10 protein-coding genes and 1 tRNA gene are annotated in these 14,505 nt (G+C 58.9%); 2 read left to right on the forward strand and 9 right to left on the reverse strand.

The window, feature by feature from the left end; translation table 11 throughout:
- The first annotated feature begins 75 nt into the window (after window positions 1-75).
- Entirely contained in the window at window positions 76-1,161 is a 1,086-nt protein-coding gene (locus tag N5D22_RS09660; protein WP_279656173.1) for a helix-turn-helix transcriptional regulator, read from the forward strand.
- A 151-nt stretch (window positions 1,162-1,312) separates the two neighbouring features.
- On the opposite strand, the gene rpoC is transcribed toward N5D22_RS09660, so the two are convergent.
- From rpoC to N5D22_RS09705, 9 genes are all read right to left on the reverse strand, one after another.
- Window positions 1,313-5,521, reverse strand: a complete 4,209-nt coding sequence (gene rpoC, locus N5D22_RS09665) for a DNA-directed RNA polymerase subunit beta' (RefSeq protein WP_279656174.1) — start codon at window positions 5,519-5,521, stop codon at window positions 1,313-1,315.
- 179 nt (window positions 5,522-5,700) lie between these two features.
- Window positions 5,701-9,837: a DNA-directed RNA polymerase subunit beta gene (gene rpoB / locus N5D22_RS09670; protein WP_279656175.1), complete on the reverse strand. Its 4,137-nt coding sequence runs from the start codon at window positions 9,835-9,837 to the stop codon at window positions 5,701-5,703.
- A 264-nt stretch (window positions 9,838-10,101) separates the two neighbouring features.
- Window positions 10,102-10,482 (reverse strand): 50S ribosomal protein L7/L12, encoded by a 381-nt coding sequence (gene rplL / locus N5D22_RS09675; RefSeq protein ID WP_279656177.1) that lies wholly within the window; start codon window positions 10,480-10,482, stop codon window positions 10,102-10,104.
- Between the two features lie 59 nt (window positions 10,483-10,541).
- Window positions 10,542-11,060 carry a 50S ribosomal protein L10 gene (gene rplJ / locus N5D22_RS09680; protein WP_003523725.1) on the reverse strand — a complete coding sequence of 173 codons (519 nt, stop codon included), beginning with the start codon at window positions 11,058-11,060 and terminating at the stop codon, window positions 10,542-10,544.
- A 353-nt stretch (window positions 11,061-11,413) separates the two neighbouring features.
- Window positions 11,414-12,109: a 50S ribosomal protein L1 gene (rplA, locus tag N5D22_RS09685; protein WP_003523724.1), complete on the reverse strand. Its 696-nt coding sequence runs from the start codon at window positions 12,107-12,109 to the stop codon at window positions 11,414-11,416.
- Window positions 12,110-12,111: 2 nt separating this feature from the next.
- On the reverse strand, window positions 12,112-12,543 hold the full coding sequence (rplK, locus tag N5D22_RS09690) for a 50S ribosomal protein L11 (RefSeq protein WP_003523723.1): 432 nt from the start codon (window positions 12,541-12,543) through the stop codon (window positions 12,112-12,114).
- Between the two features lie 144 nt (window positions 12,544-12,687).
- Window positions 12,688-13,218: a transcription termination/antitermination protein NusG gene (nusG, locus tag N5D22_RS09695; protein ID WP_003523721.1), complete on the reverse strand. Its 531-nt coding sequence runs from the start codon at window positions 13,216-13,218 to the stop codon at window positions 12,688-12,690.
- Window positions 13,219-13,263: 45 nt separating this feature from the next.
- Entirely contained in the window at window positions 13,264-13,464 is a 201-nt protein-coding gene (secE, locus tag N5D22_RS09700) for a preprotein translocase subunit SecE (RefSeq protein ID WP_003523719.1), read from the reverse strand.
- Between the two features lie 183 nt (window positions 13,465-13,647).
- A tRNA-Trp gene (locus tag N5D22_RS09705) sits at window positions 13,648-13,723 on the reverse strand.
- 186 nt (window positions 13,724-13,909) lie between these two features.
- On the opposite strand from N5D22_RS09705, the gene N5D22_RS09710 reads away from it, so the two are divergent.
- Window positions 13,910-14,497 carry a histidine phosphatase family protein gene (locus N5D22_RS09710; protein ID WP_279656178.1) on the forward strand — a complete coding sequence of 196 codons (588 nt, stop codon included), beginning with the start codon at window positions 13,910-13,912 and terminating at the stop codon, window positions 14,495-14,497.
- Window positions 14,498-14,505: the final 8 nt, after the last annotated feature.

Genomic DNA, 14,505 nt, shown 5'->3' on the forward strand with positions numbered 1-14,505 from the left:
CATTGTTACTTTATCCATTGAACAACACCCACACATCAGCTTAAAGTAGTACCGGTACATGATTTCGGTGGCGGGTTGGATACTATATCGTCGGCAGACATTATCGATGAGATTTACGAGGCGGCGCTTTTCCCTGATCGCTGGACTGACGTGATAGCGACAATCGGCCAGCGGCTGGATTTCTGGGGCGGCGCTCTTACCTGGGGCAAGGGCGAAGACGAGACCTGGCTCTTCACCCCCAACTTTCAGGAATTGATGCAGGCCTTCATGCAAGGCGGCTGGAACCGGCGCAATGACCGCCTCGCCCGCGCAATCCGCGAAGGGCAGTTTTCCTTCGTCCAGGATTTCGACGTCTTCACCCATGACGAATGGGCCGGATTGCCGATCGTGCGCGACTTCCTGATGCCGCGCGGATTGGGATATGGCGCGGCGACGCAGGTTGCGCCGCCGGACCATCCGGAAATGACGGTGCTTTTCGAACGCAGGCTCGACAGCGGCGTCATCGAGCCGGAAACCATGGCGGCGCTGGACGGGTTGAGGCCGCATATTGCCCGCAGTCTCACCCTCGCAACCCGGCTGCAGCGGCAGAAGGCTGACGCCATGACGCTTGGGCTGAACGCCATTGGCGCCCCCGCCGCGGTGCTTCAGGCAAGCGGACGCGTTCTTTCCGCCAACGATCTCTTTCTTTCCCTGCAGAAATGCATATCCACCCGCGCCCGCGACAGGATCGTGATCTCCGACGAAAGGGTAAACCGGCTGCTCTACAAGGCGCTTGCCGGGCGGAACATCGGCTCTTTTCCCCTTCCGGCCGGCGACGAAGGCATATGCATTCTTCACGTCATACCGCTGCGCCGAAACGCACTGGACCTATCCCCGAATGGCTGCGCCATCATACTGATATCACAGCCCATGGGCACCGTTGCCGATGCGAGTTCACTGCTGAAGGGGCTGTACGACCTCACCAAGGGCGAGGCCCGCGTGGCTCTCGAAATCATGAAGGGGCTTTCGCTTCCCGCCGTCGCAAAACAATTGCAGATCTCCCATGAGACGGTGCGCAGCAACGCCAAGTCGATCTATGCCAAGACCGGCAGCACCGGCCAGACCGATCTCGTTCGTCGGCTCTCCGTCCTCACCCGTTACAACATCCGCGAACAGGGCTGACCCGCGCCCGCGCGGCTGCAGACGCTCTCCAGAGAAATCGTAAAATCGCCCTGGCTCTCCCAGTGCCCCTCACAAACAAAAACGCCCGGATTGCTCCGGGCGTTTTCACTGAACCTTGGCGGAGCTTCGCAAAGCCCCTGCCCTCTCCGCCTTATTCGGCGGCCGGAGCCTGGTCCGTCATGTCCTGCAGCATCTGGTTCGCAGAGCCTGCACCGGTACCCTTGCGGCGTTCCTCGAGGATGAGGTCGTCGCGCGAGGTCGCGATGCGGCGGATCTGCGTCATGGTGCCGCCGGTACCGGCCGGGATGAGACGGCCGACGATGACGTTTTCCTTGAGGCCCTGCAGCGTGTCCGTCTTGCCGGCAATCGCAGCTTCCGTGAGAACTTTGGTGGTTTCCTGGAAGGATGCGGCCGAGATGAAGGACGGCGTCTGCAGCGAAGCCTTGGTGATGCCGAGCAGAACCGGCTCGCCATAGGCAGGCTTCTTGCCTTCTTCGATCAGGCGGTCGTTGTTGTCGTCAAGCTCGATGCGATCGACGTTGTCGCCAACGATGTACTGGCTGTCGCCAGCATCGGTGATTTCAACCTTCTGCAGCATCTGGCGAACGATCACCTCGATGTGCTTGTCGTTGATCACAACGCCCTGCAGACGGTAGACTTCCTGGATTTCGTTCACGAGGTAAGAAGCCAGAGCCTCCACGCCCTTGATCGCCAGAATGTCGTGCGGCGCCGGGTTACCGTCGAGGATGTATTCACCCTTCTCGATATAGTCGCCTTCCTGAAGGTGGAAGGGCTTGCCCTTCGGGATCAGGTATTCGACCGGCTCGACGCCGTCTTCCGCAGGCTCGATCATCACGCGACGCTTGTTCTTGTAGTCGCGGCCCAGCCGGATCGTACCATCGATCTCTGCGATGATGGCGTGATCCTTCGGACGACGGGCTTCGAACAGTTCGGCAACGCGCGGCAGACCGCCGGTGATGTCCTTCGTCTTGGCGCTTTCCAGCGGCGAACGTGCAAGCACGTCACCCTGGGAGACCTTCGCACCCGGCTCGACCGACAGGATGGCGTCGACCGAGAGCTGGAAGCGGGCTTCGCCACCACGGGCAAGCTTGGCAACCGCACCGGAAGCGTCCTTGATGACGATTGCGGGCTTGAGGTCCGAACCGCGCGGCGTCGAACGCCAGTCAATGACCTGGCGCTTGGTGATGCCGGTGGATTCGTCGGTCGCTTCCAGAACGGACAGGCCGTCGACGAGGTCTTCGAAGTGAACGGTACCTTCCACTTCCGTCATCATCGGACGGGTGTAGGGGTCCCACTCTGCAAGACGCTGGCCACGCTTTACCTTGTCGCCATCGTCCACGAAGATCTTCGAACCGTAAGCAACACGCTGCGTGGAACGTTCCGCGCCGCGCTCATCGAGGATCGTAACGGACATGTTACGGCCCATGGCGATGAGAACGCCTTCGGAGTTCCGCAGGATGTTGCGGTTCTTGATCTGGATCGTGCCTTCATACGAGGCTTCGAGGAACGACTGGTCAACCACGTTTGCCGTACCACCAAGGTGGAACGTACGCATGGTGAGCTGCGTGCCCGGTTCACCGATCGACTGTGCGGCGATGACGCCAACGGCTTCGCCCATGTTGACAGGCGTACCGCGTGCAAGGTCACGACCGTAGCAGACGCCGCAGACGCCGATCTGCACTTCGCAGGTAAGCGCCGAGCGGATGCGAACGGACTGGATGCCGGCTTTTTCGATGGTCGCAACATCGGCTTCGTCGATCAGCGTTCCAGCCTTGACGATGTTCTCGCCGGTGACCGGATTGTCGATGTCATCAAGAGCCGTACGGCCGAGGATACGTGCGCCGAGCGAGGCAACGACCTGACCGGCATCGACGATGGCGGTCATGGTGAGGCCCTTGTCGGTGCCGCAATCCCTGGAGTTGACGATGCAATCCTGCGCGACGTCGACGAGACGACGGGTCAGGTAACCCGAGTTCGCGGTCTTCAGGGCGGTGTCTGCAAGACCCTTACGGGCGCCGTGGGTCGAGTTGAAGTACTCGTTAACGGTCAGGCCTTCCTTGAAGTTCGAGATGATCGGCGTCTCGATGATTTCACCCGACGGCTTCGCCATCAGGCCGCGCATGCCGCCCAGCTGACGCATCTGGTTCGGAGAACCACGGGCGCCCGAGTGGGACATCATGTAGATGGAGTTCATCGGCTTCTGGCGGCCCGTTTCCGGATCGAACTCGACAGCCTTGATGCGTGCCATCATCTCTTCGGCGACCTTCTCGGTTGCCTTGCCCCAGGCGTCGACAACCTTGTTGTACTTTTCGCCCTGGGTGATGAGACCGTCATTATACTGCTGTTCATATTCCTTCACGAGAGCTTCGGTGTCGCCGACGATCTTCACCTTGCTGTCCGGAATGACCATGTCGTCCTTACCGAACGAAATGCCGGCGCGGCAGGCATGGGCGAAGCCGAGCTGCATGATGCGGTCGCAGAAGATGACCGTGTCTTTCTGGCCGCAATGACGGTAGACCGTGTCGATCATCTTGGAGATGTTCTTCTTGGTCATTTCCTGGTTGCAGACGTCGAAAGGCACGTTGACGTTCTTCGGCAGAAGTTCGCCAATCAGCATACGGCCGGGTGTCGTCTCATGAATCTTCGAAACCGGCTTGCCATCGGCATCCACGGTCTTGAAGCGGCCGCGGATCTTGGCATGCAGCGTCACGACCTTGTTTTCAAGCGCGTGATGCAACTCGCCGATATCGGAGAAGGCCATGCCTTCGCCCGGCTCGTTCTGGTTCATGATCGACAGGTAATACAGGCCGAGAACCATGTCCTGCGAAGGAACGATGATCGGGTGGCCGTTTGCCGGATGCAGGATGTTATTGGTCGACATCATCAGCACGCGCGCTTCCAGCTGGGCTTCCAGCGAGAGCGGAACGTGAACAGCCATCTGGTCACCGTCGAAGTCGGCGTTGAAGGCCGTGCAGACGAGCGGGTGCAGCTGGATGGCCTTGCCTTCGACCAGCATCGGTTCGAAAGCCTGGATACCCAGACGGTGCAGCGTCGGTGCGCGGTTCAGCAGAACCGGATGCTCGCGGATGACTTCGTCGAGGATATCCCAGACTTCCGGCTTTTCCTTTTCAACCAGCTTCTTGGCCTGCTTGACGGTCGAGGAATAACCCTTGGCGTCGAGGCGGGCGTAGATAAACGGCTTGAACAGTTCGAGCGCCATCTTCTTCGGCAGGCCGCACTGGTGCAGCTTCAGTTCCGGACCGGTCACGATGACCGAACGGCCGGAATAGTCGACGCGCTTGCCGAGAAGGTTCTGGCGGAAGCGGCCCTGCTTGCCCTTGAGCATGTCGGAGAGCGACTTCAGCGGACGCTTGTTGGCACCCGTGATGACGCGGCCGCGACGGCCGTTGTCGAACAGCGCATCGACGGATTCCTGCAACATACGCTTTTCGTTGCGGATGATGATGCCAGGCGCACGAAGCTCGATCAGGCGCTTCAGACGGTTGTTACGGTTGATGACGCGGCGATAGAGATCGTTGAGGTCGGAGGTCGCAAAACGGCCGCCATCCAGCGGAACCAGCGGACGCAGGTCCGGCGGAATGACCGGAACGACCTTCATGATCATCCATTCCGGACGGTTGCCGCTCTCCATGAAGTTCTCGACGATCTTCAGGCGCTTCATCAGCTTCTTCTGCTTGAGATCAGACGTGGTCTCAGCAAGTTCGGCACGCAGGTCGCCGGCGATCTTTTCGAGGTTCATCGAAGCCAGCATCTCGTAGATGGCTTCAGCGCCGATCATGGCGGTGAACTGGTCTTCGCCGAATTCGTCAACGGCAATCATGTACTCTTCTTCGGACAGAAGCTGGTTCTGCTTCAGCGAAGTGAGGCCGGGTTCGGTGACGATGTAGTTCTCGAAATAGAGAACGCGTTCGACATCCTTCAGCGTCATGTCGAGCAGGGTCGAGATACGCGAGGGAAGCGACTTCAGGAACCAGATATGGGCAACCGGCGCTGCGAGCTCGATATGGCCCATGCGCTCACGGCGAACGCGCGACAGCGTGACTTCGACGCCGCACTTTTCGCAGATGATGCCCTTGTACTTCATGCGCTTGTACTTGCCGCACAGGCACTCATAGTCCTTGATCGGTCCGAAGATGCGCGCGCAGAAGAGACCGTCGCGTTCCGGCTTGAACGTACGGTAGTTGATGGTTTCCGGCTTCTTGATCTCGCCGTAGGACCACGACAGGATTTTTTCCGGCGAAGCGATCGAAATCCGGATGGAATCGAAATGCTGCGCAGGCACCTGAGGATTGAAAAGATTCATGACCTCTTGGTTCATGCCTTGTCTCCTTGAGAGGCTAGCTGCTGCCCCTGTTTGCATCTGGACCGGCTTCTTCCCGGGTCGCCGTCCAGAGCTCTAAATACGGATTAACCGCACAATGCGGCGAAAGTGTCCCTCGGCAACGCTGGTGGCCGGAGAACCGGCAGGCGCCCAAAAGGCGCCCGCCTCTCTCATTTTTATTCCGCCGCGTCGGGCAGCTGGTCTTCGGGCTGGTTCTCGATCTTCGAGTTTTCCAGTTCGACCGAAAGACCGAGCGACCGCATTTCCTTGACGAGAACGTTGAAGCTCTCGGGGATGCCGGCCTCGAAGGTGTCGTCGCCACGGACGATTGCCTCATAGACCTTGGTGCGGCCCGCCACGTCGTCCGACTTGACGGTGAGCATTTCCTGCAGCGTGTAGGCCGCGCCGTATGCTTCCAGAGCCCAGACTTCCATTTCCCCGAAGCGCTGTCCGCCGAACTGCGCCTTGCCGCCCAGCGGCTGCTGGGTAACGAGCGAGTAAGGACCGATCGAGCGAGCGTGGATCTTGTCGTCGACAAGGTGGTTCAGCTTGATCATGTACATGTAGCCGACGGTGACCTTGCGGTCGAACGGCTCACCGGTACGACCGTCGTAAAGGACGGACTGACCGGATTCATGCAGACCTGCCTTCTTCAGCATCGCGGCGACGTCAGGCTCATGCGCACCGTCGAAAACCGGGGTCGCGATGGAAACACCGCGCTTGGCTTCTTCGGCAAGCTTGACCAGCGAGTCGTCATCGAAACGCTGAACCTCGTCATTGGCTTCAGACGCGTAGATTTCCGTCAGCTCGCTGCGAAGCTCGCTGATGTCCATCGTCTTGCGATACTCTTCGAGCATCTCGCCGATCTTCTTGCCCATGCCTGCGCATGCCCATGCGAGGTGGGTTTCGAGGATCTGGCCGACGTTCATGCGCGAAGGCACGCCGAGCGGGTTCAAGCAGATGTCGACATGCGTGCCGTCTTCGAGGAACGGCATGTCCTCGACCGGAACGATACGCGAGACGACGCCCTTGTTACCGTGACGGCCGGCCATCTTGTCGCCCGGCTGGATCTTGCGCTTAACGGCAACGAAGACCTTGACCATCTTCATGACGCCCGGAGGCATTTCATCGCCGCGCTGGACCTTTTCGACCTTGTCCATGAAGCGCTGTTCAAGGCGCGACTTGGATTCGTCGTACTGGCCACGAAGCGCTTCCAGCTCGGACTGAGCCTTTTCGTCTTCGACCGCGAACATCCACCACTGCGAGCGGGGATATTCAGAAACGACGGCGTTGGAAAGCTCGACGCCCTTCTTGAAGCCCTTCGGACCGGCGATGGAAACGTGGCCACGCAGCATGTCGATCAGACGGCCGTAGACGTTACGGTCGAGGATCGCCTGCTCGTCGTCGCGGTCCTTCGCCAGACGTTCGATCTCTTCGCGCTCGATAGCCATCGCGCGCTCGTCCTTCTCCACACCGTGACGGTTGAAGACGCGGACTTCGACGACCGTACCGAACGTGCCCGGAGGCATGCGCATGGAGGTGTCGCGAACGTCGGAGGCCTTTTCACCGAAGATGGCGCGCAGAAGCTTTTCTTCCGGCGTCATCGGGCTTTCGCCCTTCGGCGTGATCTTGCCGACGAGGATGTCGCCCGGCTGAACTTCCGCACCGATGTAAACGATACCGGCTTCGTCGAGGTTCTTCAGCGCTTCTTCCGAAACGTTCGGAATGTCGCGCGTGATTTCTTCCGGACCAAGCTTCGTGTCGCGCGCCATCACTTCGAATTCTTCGATGTGGATGGAGGTGAACACGTCGTCGGAAACGATACGCTCCGACATCAGGATCGAGTCTTCGTAGTTGTAGCCGTTCCAGGGCATGAACGCGACGAGCGCGTTGCGGCCGAGAGCCAGGTCACCGAGGTCGGTCGACGGACCGTCCGCGATGATGTCACCCTTGGAGATGATGTCGCCGACGGAAACCAGCGGACGCTGGTTGACGCAGGTGTTCTGGTTCGAACGCTGGAACTTCTGCAGACGGTAGATGTCAACACCGGACTTGCCGGCATCGAGGTCTTCCGTGGCGCGGATAACGATACGGGTCGCATCCACCTGATCGACCACACCGCCACGACGGGCTGCGATGGCAGCGCCGGAGTCACGGGCAACGATCGGCTCCATGCCGGTACCGACGAACGGCGCCTCGGCGCGCAGAAGCGGAACGGCCTGACGCTGCATGTTCGAGCCCATGAGCGCGCGGTTGGCGTCGTCGTTTTCCAGGAACGGAATGAGAGCCGCTGCGACCGAAACGAGCTGCTTCGGCGAAACGTCCATCAGGTTGATGTTGTCACGCGGTGCGAGCATAACTTCGCCCGAGTGACGGCAGACGACGAACTCTTCCGAGAAGGAACCGTCGTCGTTGAGCGGCGCGTTGGCCTGCGCGACGTAATACTTGGCCTCTTCCATGGCGGAGAGGTAGATCACGTCGTTGGTGACCTTTCCGTCCACGATCTTGCGGTACGGGCTTTCGATGAAGCCGTACTTGTTAACGCGGGCGAAGGTTGCAAGCGAGTTGATCAGACCGATGTTCGGTCCCTCAGGCGTCTCGATCGGGCAAATACGACCGTAATGGGTCGGGTGAACGTCGCGGACTTCGAAGCCGGCGCGCTCGCGAGTCAGACCACCCGGTCCAAGAGCCGAAAGACGGCGCTTGTGGGTGATTTCCGAAAGCGGGTTCACCTGGTCCATGAACTGCGACAGCTGCGAGGAACCGAAGAATTCGCGAACGGCGGCGGCTGCCGGCTTCGCGTTGATCAGGTCCTGCGGCATCACGGTGTCGATTTCGATCGAGGACATACGTTCCTTGATCGCACGTTCCATGCGCAGAAGGCCCAGACGATACTGGTTTTCCATCAGTTCGCCGACAGAACGCACACGGCGGTTGCCGAGGTTGTCGATGTCGTCGATTTCGCCCTTGCCGTCGCGCAGTTCGACCAGCATCTTGACGACGGCGAGGATGTCTTCCTTGCGCAGCGTGCGCACGGTGTCTTCCGCATCGAGGTCGAGGCGCATGTTCATCTTGACGCGGCCAACGGCCGACAGATCGTAACGCTCTGCATCGAAGAACAGCGAATTGAACATCGCTTCCGCCGATTCCATGGTCGGCGGCTCACCCGGACGCATGACGCGGTAGATGTCGAACAGGGCTTCCTGACGGTTCTCGTTCTTGTCGGCAGACAGCGTGTTGCGGATATAGGCGCCAACATTGACGTGGTCGATGTTGAGAACCGGAATCTCGTCAAAGCCGGACTGCAGGATGAGACCGAGCGTCTTCTCGTCGATTTCGTCGCCGGCTTCGAGATAGATTTCACCCGTCGCGTAGTTGACGATGTCTTCAGCCAGATAGTTGCCGTAGAGGTCTTCGTCGGTCGCCTTCAGCGCCTTGAGGCCCTTTTCCGAGAGCTGGCGGATGAGGCGCGGCGTCAGCTTCTTACCGGCCTCGACAACCACTTCGCCGGTATCGGCGTCGATCATGTCGGTGACGACCTTGGCGTTCTTCAGAGCCTCGGGCTGGAACGGAATGCGCCAGCCGTCGCCGTCGCGCTCATAGGAAGCCTTGGTGTAGAAGGTCGACAGAATGTCTTCGCCATCCATGCCAAGCGCCATCAGCAGCGAGGTCACAGGGATCTTGCGGCGGCGGTCGATACGCGCATAGACGATGTCCTTGGCGTCGAACTCAATGTCGAGCCAGGAACCGCGATAGGGGATGACGCGGGCAGCGAAGAGCAGCTTGCCGGAAGAATGGCTCTTGCCCTTGTCGTGATCGAAGAACACGCCCGGCGAACGGTGCATCTGCGAAACGATGACGCGCTCGGTGCCGTTGACGATGAACGTGCCGTTATTGGTCATGAGCGGCATGTCGCCCATGTAGACGGACTGTTCCTTGATGTCCTTGATGGACTTCGCGCCGGTATCTTCATCGATATCGAACACGATGAGGCGCAGCGTCACCTTGAGTGGCGCAGCATAGGTCAGATCGCGCTGACGGCATTCCTCGACGTCGAACTTCGGCGCTTCGAATTCGTAGGACACGAATTCAAGCATGGAGGCGCCGGAAAAATCGGTGATCGGGAATACGGACTTGAATACGGCATTCAATCCCTCGTCGGGACGGCCACCCTTAGGCTCGTCAACCATGAGAAACTGGTCGTACGAAGCCTTCTGAACCTCGATGAGGTTCGGCATTTCCGCTACTTCTGGAATTTTGCCGAAAAACTTGCGTACGCGCCTGCGACCGTTAAACGAAAGGGTCTGAGCCATCGTCGCTCCTTTAAAAATTGCATCCGGGCCTGCAACGGACGGGAACCGATGGCCAGTCGATCCCGTCAAGCAATGGGTATCATCAATCTCGTTCCACATCCCGGATCGATCAGGCCGGATTGCCTAGATGAGCCGGTTCGGAACCATTCTCTTGAAGAACCCATTACCCAAAAGCCATTTTCACGCGGCTTTTGGGTAATGAGTTTTAAAAAACGATAACGACGGAAAGGGGCATGAAGCCCCTTCCCGCCAGTAATCGCAAGATTACTTAACGTCGACCTTAGCGCCGGCTTCTTCAAGCTTCTTCTTGAGATCAGCAGCTTCAGCCTTGGAAACAGCTTCCTTGACAGCCTTCGGAGCGCCTTCAACGAGGTCCTTGGCTTCCTTCAGGCCGAGGCCCGTGATAGCGCGAACTTCCTTGATGACGTTGATCTTGTTGGCGCCAGCGTCAACCAGGATCACGTCGAATTCGGTCTTTTCTTCTTCAGCAGCAGCAGCAGCGCCTGCACCGCCGGCAACAGCAGCAACAGCTACCGGAGCAGCAGCGGAAACGCCCCACTTTTCTTCGAGAAGCTTGGACAGTTCTGCAGCTTCCAGAACGGTCAGCGAGGAGAGGTCTTCTACGATCTTTGCGAGATCAGCCATTTTGATAGTTCCTTTTGTTCAGTTCGAACCAGTTTGAATATTTACAGCGAAAAACCGCCTTAAGCGGCTTCGTCCTTCTTGGCGTAAGCCGAGAACACCCGAGCCAGCTGGCTTGCAGGTGCGGCGACAACCGTAGCGACGCGGGTTGCCGGGGCATTGAGAAGGCCCAGCAGCTTTGCGCGCAGCTCGTCCAGCGAAGGCAGGGTCGCAAGCGACTTGACTGCTTCGGCGTTGAGCGTGGTTGCACCCATGGCGCCACCGAGAACAACGACCTTGTCGTTGGTCTTGGCGAAGTCCATGACGACTTTCGGAGCGATCATCGGGTCGACGCTGTATGCAATCAGCGTCTGGCCCTTGAAGAGATCTGTCATCCCTTCCGACTCCGTGCCCTGAAGAGCGATCTTGGCCAGGCGGTTCTTCGCGACCTTGACGGTGCCTCCGGCAGCGCGCATCTTCGAACGGAAGTCGTTCATCTGCGCAACGGTGACACCAGCATAGTGGGCCACGACAACCGAACCGGAAGCCTTGAAGACTTCGTTCAGCTCCGTGACGAATTCGCGTTTTTCCGCTCTTTCCACTGTCTGTCTCCAGTAGACGGGAACACAACATGTGAACCCGTCGGGTTTGCCTTTGCCCCAAGGGACCTTTTTACAAAGATCCCGAGCGACGCTCGAGGATCCTGTCCCCCGCTCTGTCGCCGCAAACGGCTTCAGGCACAGGCACACCAGGTTCGAACCGGACAGTCAGGCATCCAGGATGCCTCAAATCCAGCCTCACCCGTCTCATGCAGGTTGAATGATTAAGGCCAGGTCCCGAAAGACATGGCCACCCGCAATCTCGGACAGGAGTTCCGGGTTTCCCCGGAAATCTCCGGCTCCTGGGAGCCGGAAATTCTTGTATTCACACTTCCCTTGGGAAGCGCGAGAATTGATTAAGCCGTAACCGACGAAGGGTCGATCTTGACGCCCGGACCCATGGTCGAGGAAATCGCGACGCGCTTGACGTAGTTGCCCTTGGCGCCAGTCGGCTTTGCCTTGATGACGGCATCGGCGAAAGCCTTGATGTTTTCTTCAAGAGCCTTGGCGTCGAACGAAGCCTTGCCAACGCCAGCGTGTACGATACCGGCCTTTTCGACGCGGAACTCGACAGCGCCGCCTTTGGACGCCTTGACGGCGCCGGCAACATCCATCGTGACCGTACCGACCTTCGGGTTCGGCATCATGCCACGCGGGCCGAGTACCTTGCCGAGACGGCCGACGAGCGGCATCATGTCCGGGGTCGCGATGCAACGATCGAAGTCGATCTTGCCGCCCTGAACGATTTCAACCAGTTCTTCTGCACCGACAACGTCAGCGCCAGCAGCCGTGGCTTCATCAGCCTTGGCGCCACGGGCGAAGACGGCGACGCGAACGTCACGGCCGGTGCCGTTCGGCAGGTTGACGACGCCGCGAACCATCTGGTCCGCATGGCGCGGGTCAACGCCGAGGTTCATCGAAACTTCAACGGTTTCGTCGAACTTGGCGACAGCACGTTCCTTGACCATCGAAATGGCGTCGGTGAGAACGTAAAGCTTGTTGGGATCCACGCCTTCGCGGATCTTCTGAATGCGCTTTGCTACCTTGGCCATGATCAACCTACCACTTCCAGGCCCATGGCGCGGGCGGAGCCCTCAACCATTGCCATTGCGCCTTCGATGTCGGCTGCGTTCAGATCCTTCATCTTAGCTTCAGCGATCGTCTTGACCTGAGCCTTGGTGATGGAGCCGACCTTGGCGCCCTTGCCAGGCGTCTTGGAACCGGAGGTGATCTTTGCTTCCTTCTTCAGCCAGTAGGTCATCGGCGGCTGCTTCATGACGAAGGTGAAGGACTTGTCCTGGTAATAGGTGATGACGACCGGGATCGGCATACCCTTTTCCATTTCCTGCGTGGCGGCATTGAACGCCTTGCAGAATTCCATGATGTTAATGCCACGCTGACCAAGTGCCGGACCGATCGGCGGGGACGGATTGGCCGCCCCGGCCTTTACCTGCAACTTGAGCTGGCCTGCAACTTTCTTAGCCATATCTCTCTGCCTTTCAATTCAAACCGGTTACCCGGCTTCTCTTAAGCCGGATTGCTCCGGCGGCTGCGGTTGCGTGGTGCGGCGCCCTGCCCCGGCTTAAAGAGCCAGTTAGCCTTCCACGCGCTTGGGGCTTTGCCCCGCCAATCAGACCTTCTCGACCTGATTGTATTCCAGCTCGACCGGCGTAGCGCGGCCGAAAATCGACACTTCCACCTTCAGGCGCGAACGCTCTTCGTCGACATCCTGAACCACACCGTTGAACGACGCGAACGGACCGTCGGAAACGCGAACCTGCTCGCCGATCTCGAACGAAACCGAAGACTTCGGACGCTCGACACCTTCCTGAACCTGACCGAGGATACGCTCGGCTTCATAATCGGGAATCGGAACAGGCTTGCTGTCCGAACCGAGGAAACCGGTAACCTTCGGCGTGTTCTTGATGAGGTGATAGGCCTCATCCGTCAGGTTGGCGCGCACCAGCACGTAACCCGGAAAGAACTTGCGCTCGCTATCGACCTTACGACCGCGACGCACCTCGACCACCTTTTCGGTCGGCACGAGGATTTTCTCGAAAAGATGATCAAGACCCTTCTGACGGGCCTTTTCCTCGATCGACTCGGCGACCTTCTTTTCGAAATTCGAATATGCGTGAACGATATACCAGCGCGCTGCCATTTTTATTCTCCGTTCGATCCTTCTACCGGGCCCTTGACCGCGCCGTCACCGGCCTACGTTCAGCACCAGGCTGAGCAGCCAGCCGATGAGCTGGTCCGCAGCAAAGAAGAACAGAGCCGCAAAAATGACCATCACCAGCACCATAGCCGTCGAAATCATGGTCTCGCGGCGCGACGGCCAAGTGATCTTTGACGCTTCGGCGCGAACCTGCTGCAGAAACGTAAACGGATTGGTTTTGGATGCCATTGACTGCCCACGCAATTACGGCGCGTAAAGCCGAACTAATCAGCCCCACGCACCGCGTGTCTGTTTTGACCCTACATAAACATCGATTCCACTTTTAACAAGAGGAAATCGACATTCGGCGAAATTCGCCGGAAAACCGGCCCCATCTGCCATGCAGCGAAAACCGCGCTTGCGAATGGAAAGTGGCAGGGGCAGAGGGGCTCGAACCCCCGACCTGCGGTTTTGGAGACCGCCGCTCTACCAACTGAGCTATACCCCTTAATCACCTGAACCGGCCGCGAAATCGCTTGGCCAATTCGGTATGCGCTCCTTTAAGGTGCAGGGAAAAGAATGGCAAGTGTGTTTTTTGTTTTTTCACATTGTCTGGCAAAATAGCCCGGCACAGGCCCGCCCGACAGGGCGCATCGTCAATTCCCTGATCTTGCTTGTATTTCACAGGAACACCATGAGCATCTATCTCATCCGCCACGGCCAGACCGAATTTAACGCCGTTCGCCGCTGGCAGGGACAGGTCGACTCACCGCTGACGGCGACCGGACGGGAGCAGGCCATGCGCATGGGACGCAGGCTCGCCGCGCTGATCGAAACGGATGAGGTGCATATTTTCTCCAGCCCGCTTGGGAGGGCAAGACAGACCTGCGAGATCATCGCTGGCGAGATCGGCATGATCGACGGCATCACCCTCGATCCCGGCCTGATGGAGATCGGCATGGGCGTATGGGACGGCATGACGGATTACGAGATCGATTATGAATATCCCGGCATGCGCGACGGGCTGGATCGATACGAATGGTTCTTCCACGCGCCGGGCGGTGAGACGTTCGAAAGAATGACGAGCCGGGTGGCCCACAGCCTGGAGACCATTCAGCAGAGACAGGCTCGCGATGCGATCGTCATCTGCCACGGCATCACCAGCCGCCTGTTGCGCGGCGTCTATGCGAACCTTCCAAAGGAGGAAGCATTGCGCCTTGATGTGCCGCAGGACGCATTCTTCCATCTTAAGGATGGCGACATCGTCCGCATCGACTGCTGAACCCTTTC

Source organism: Agrobacterium sp. GD03872, assembly GCF_029840625.1.
Lineage (GTDB): Bacteria > Pseudomonadota > Alphaproteobacteria > Rhizobiales > Rhizobiaceae > Agrobacterium > Agrobacterium fabrum_A.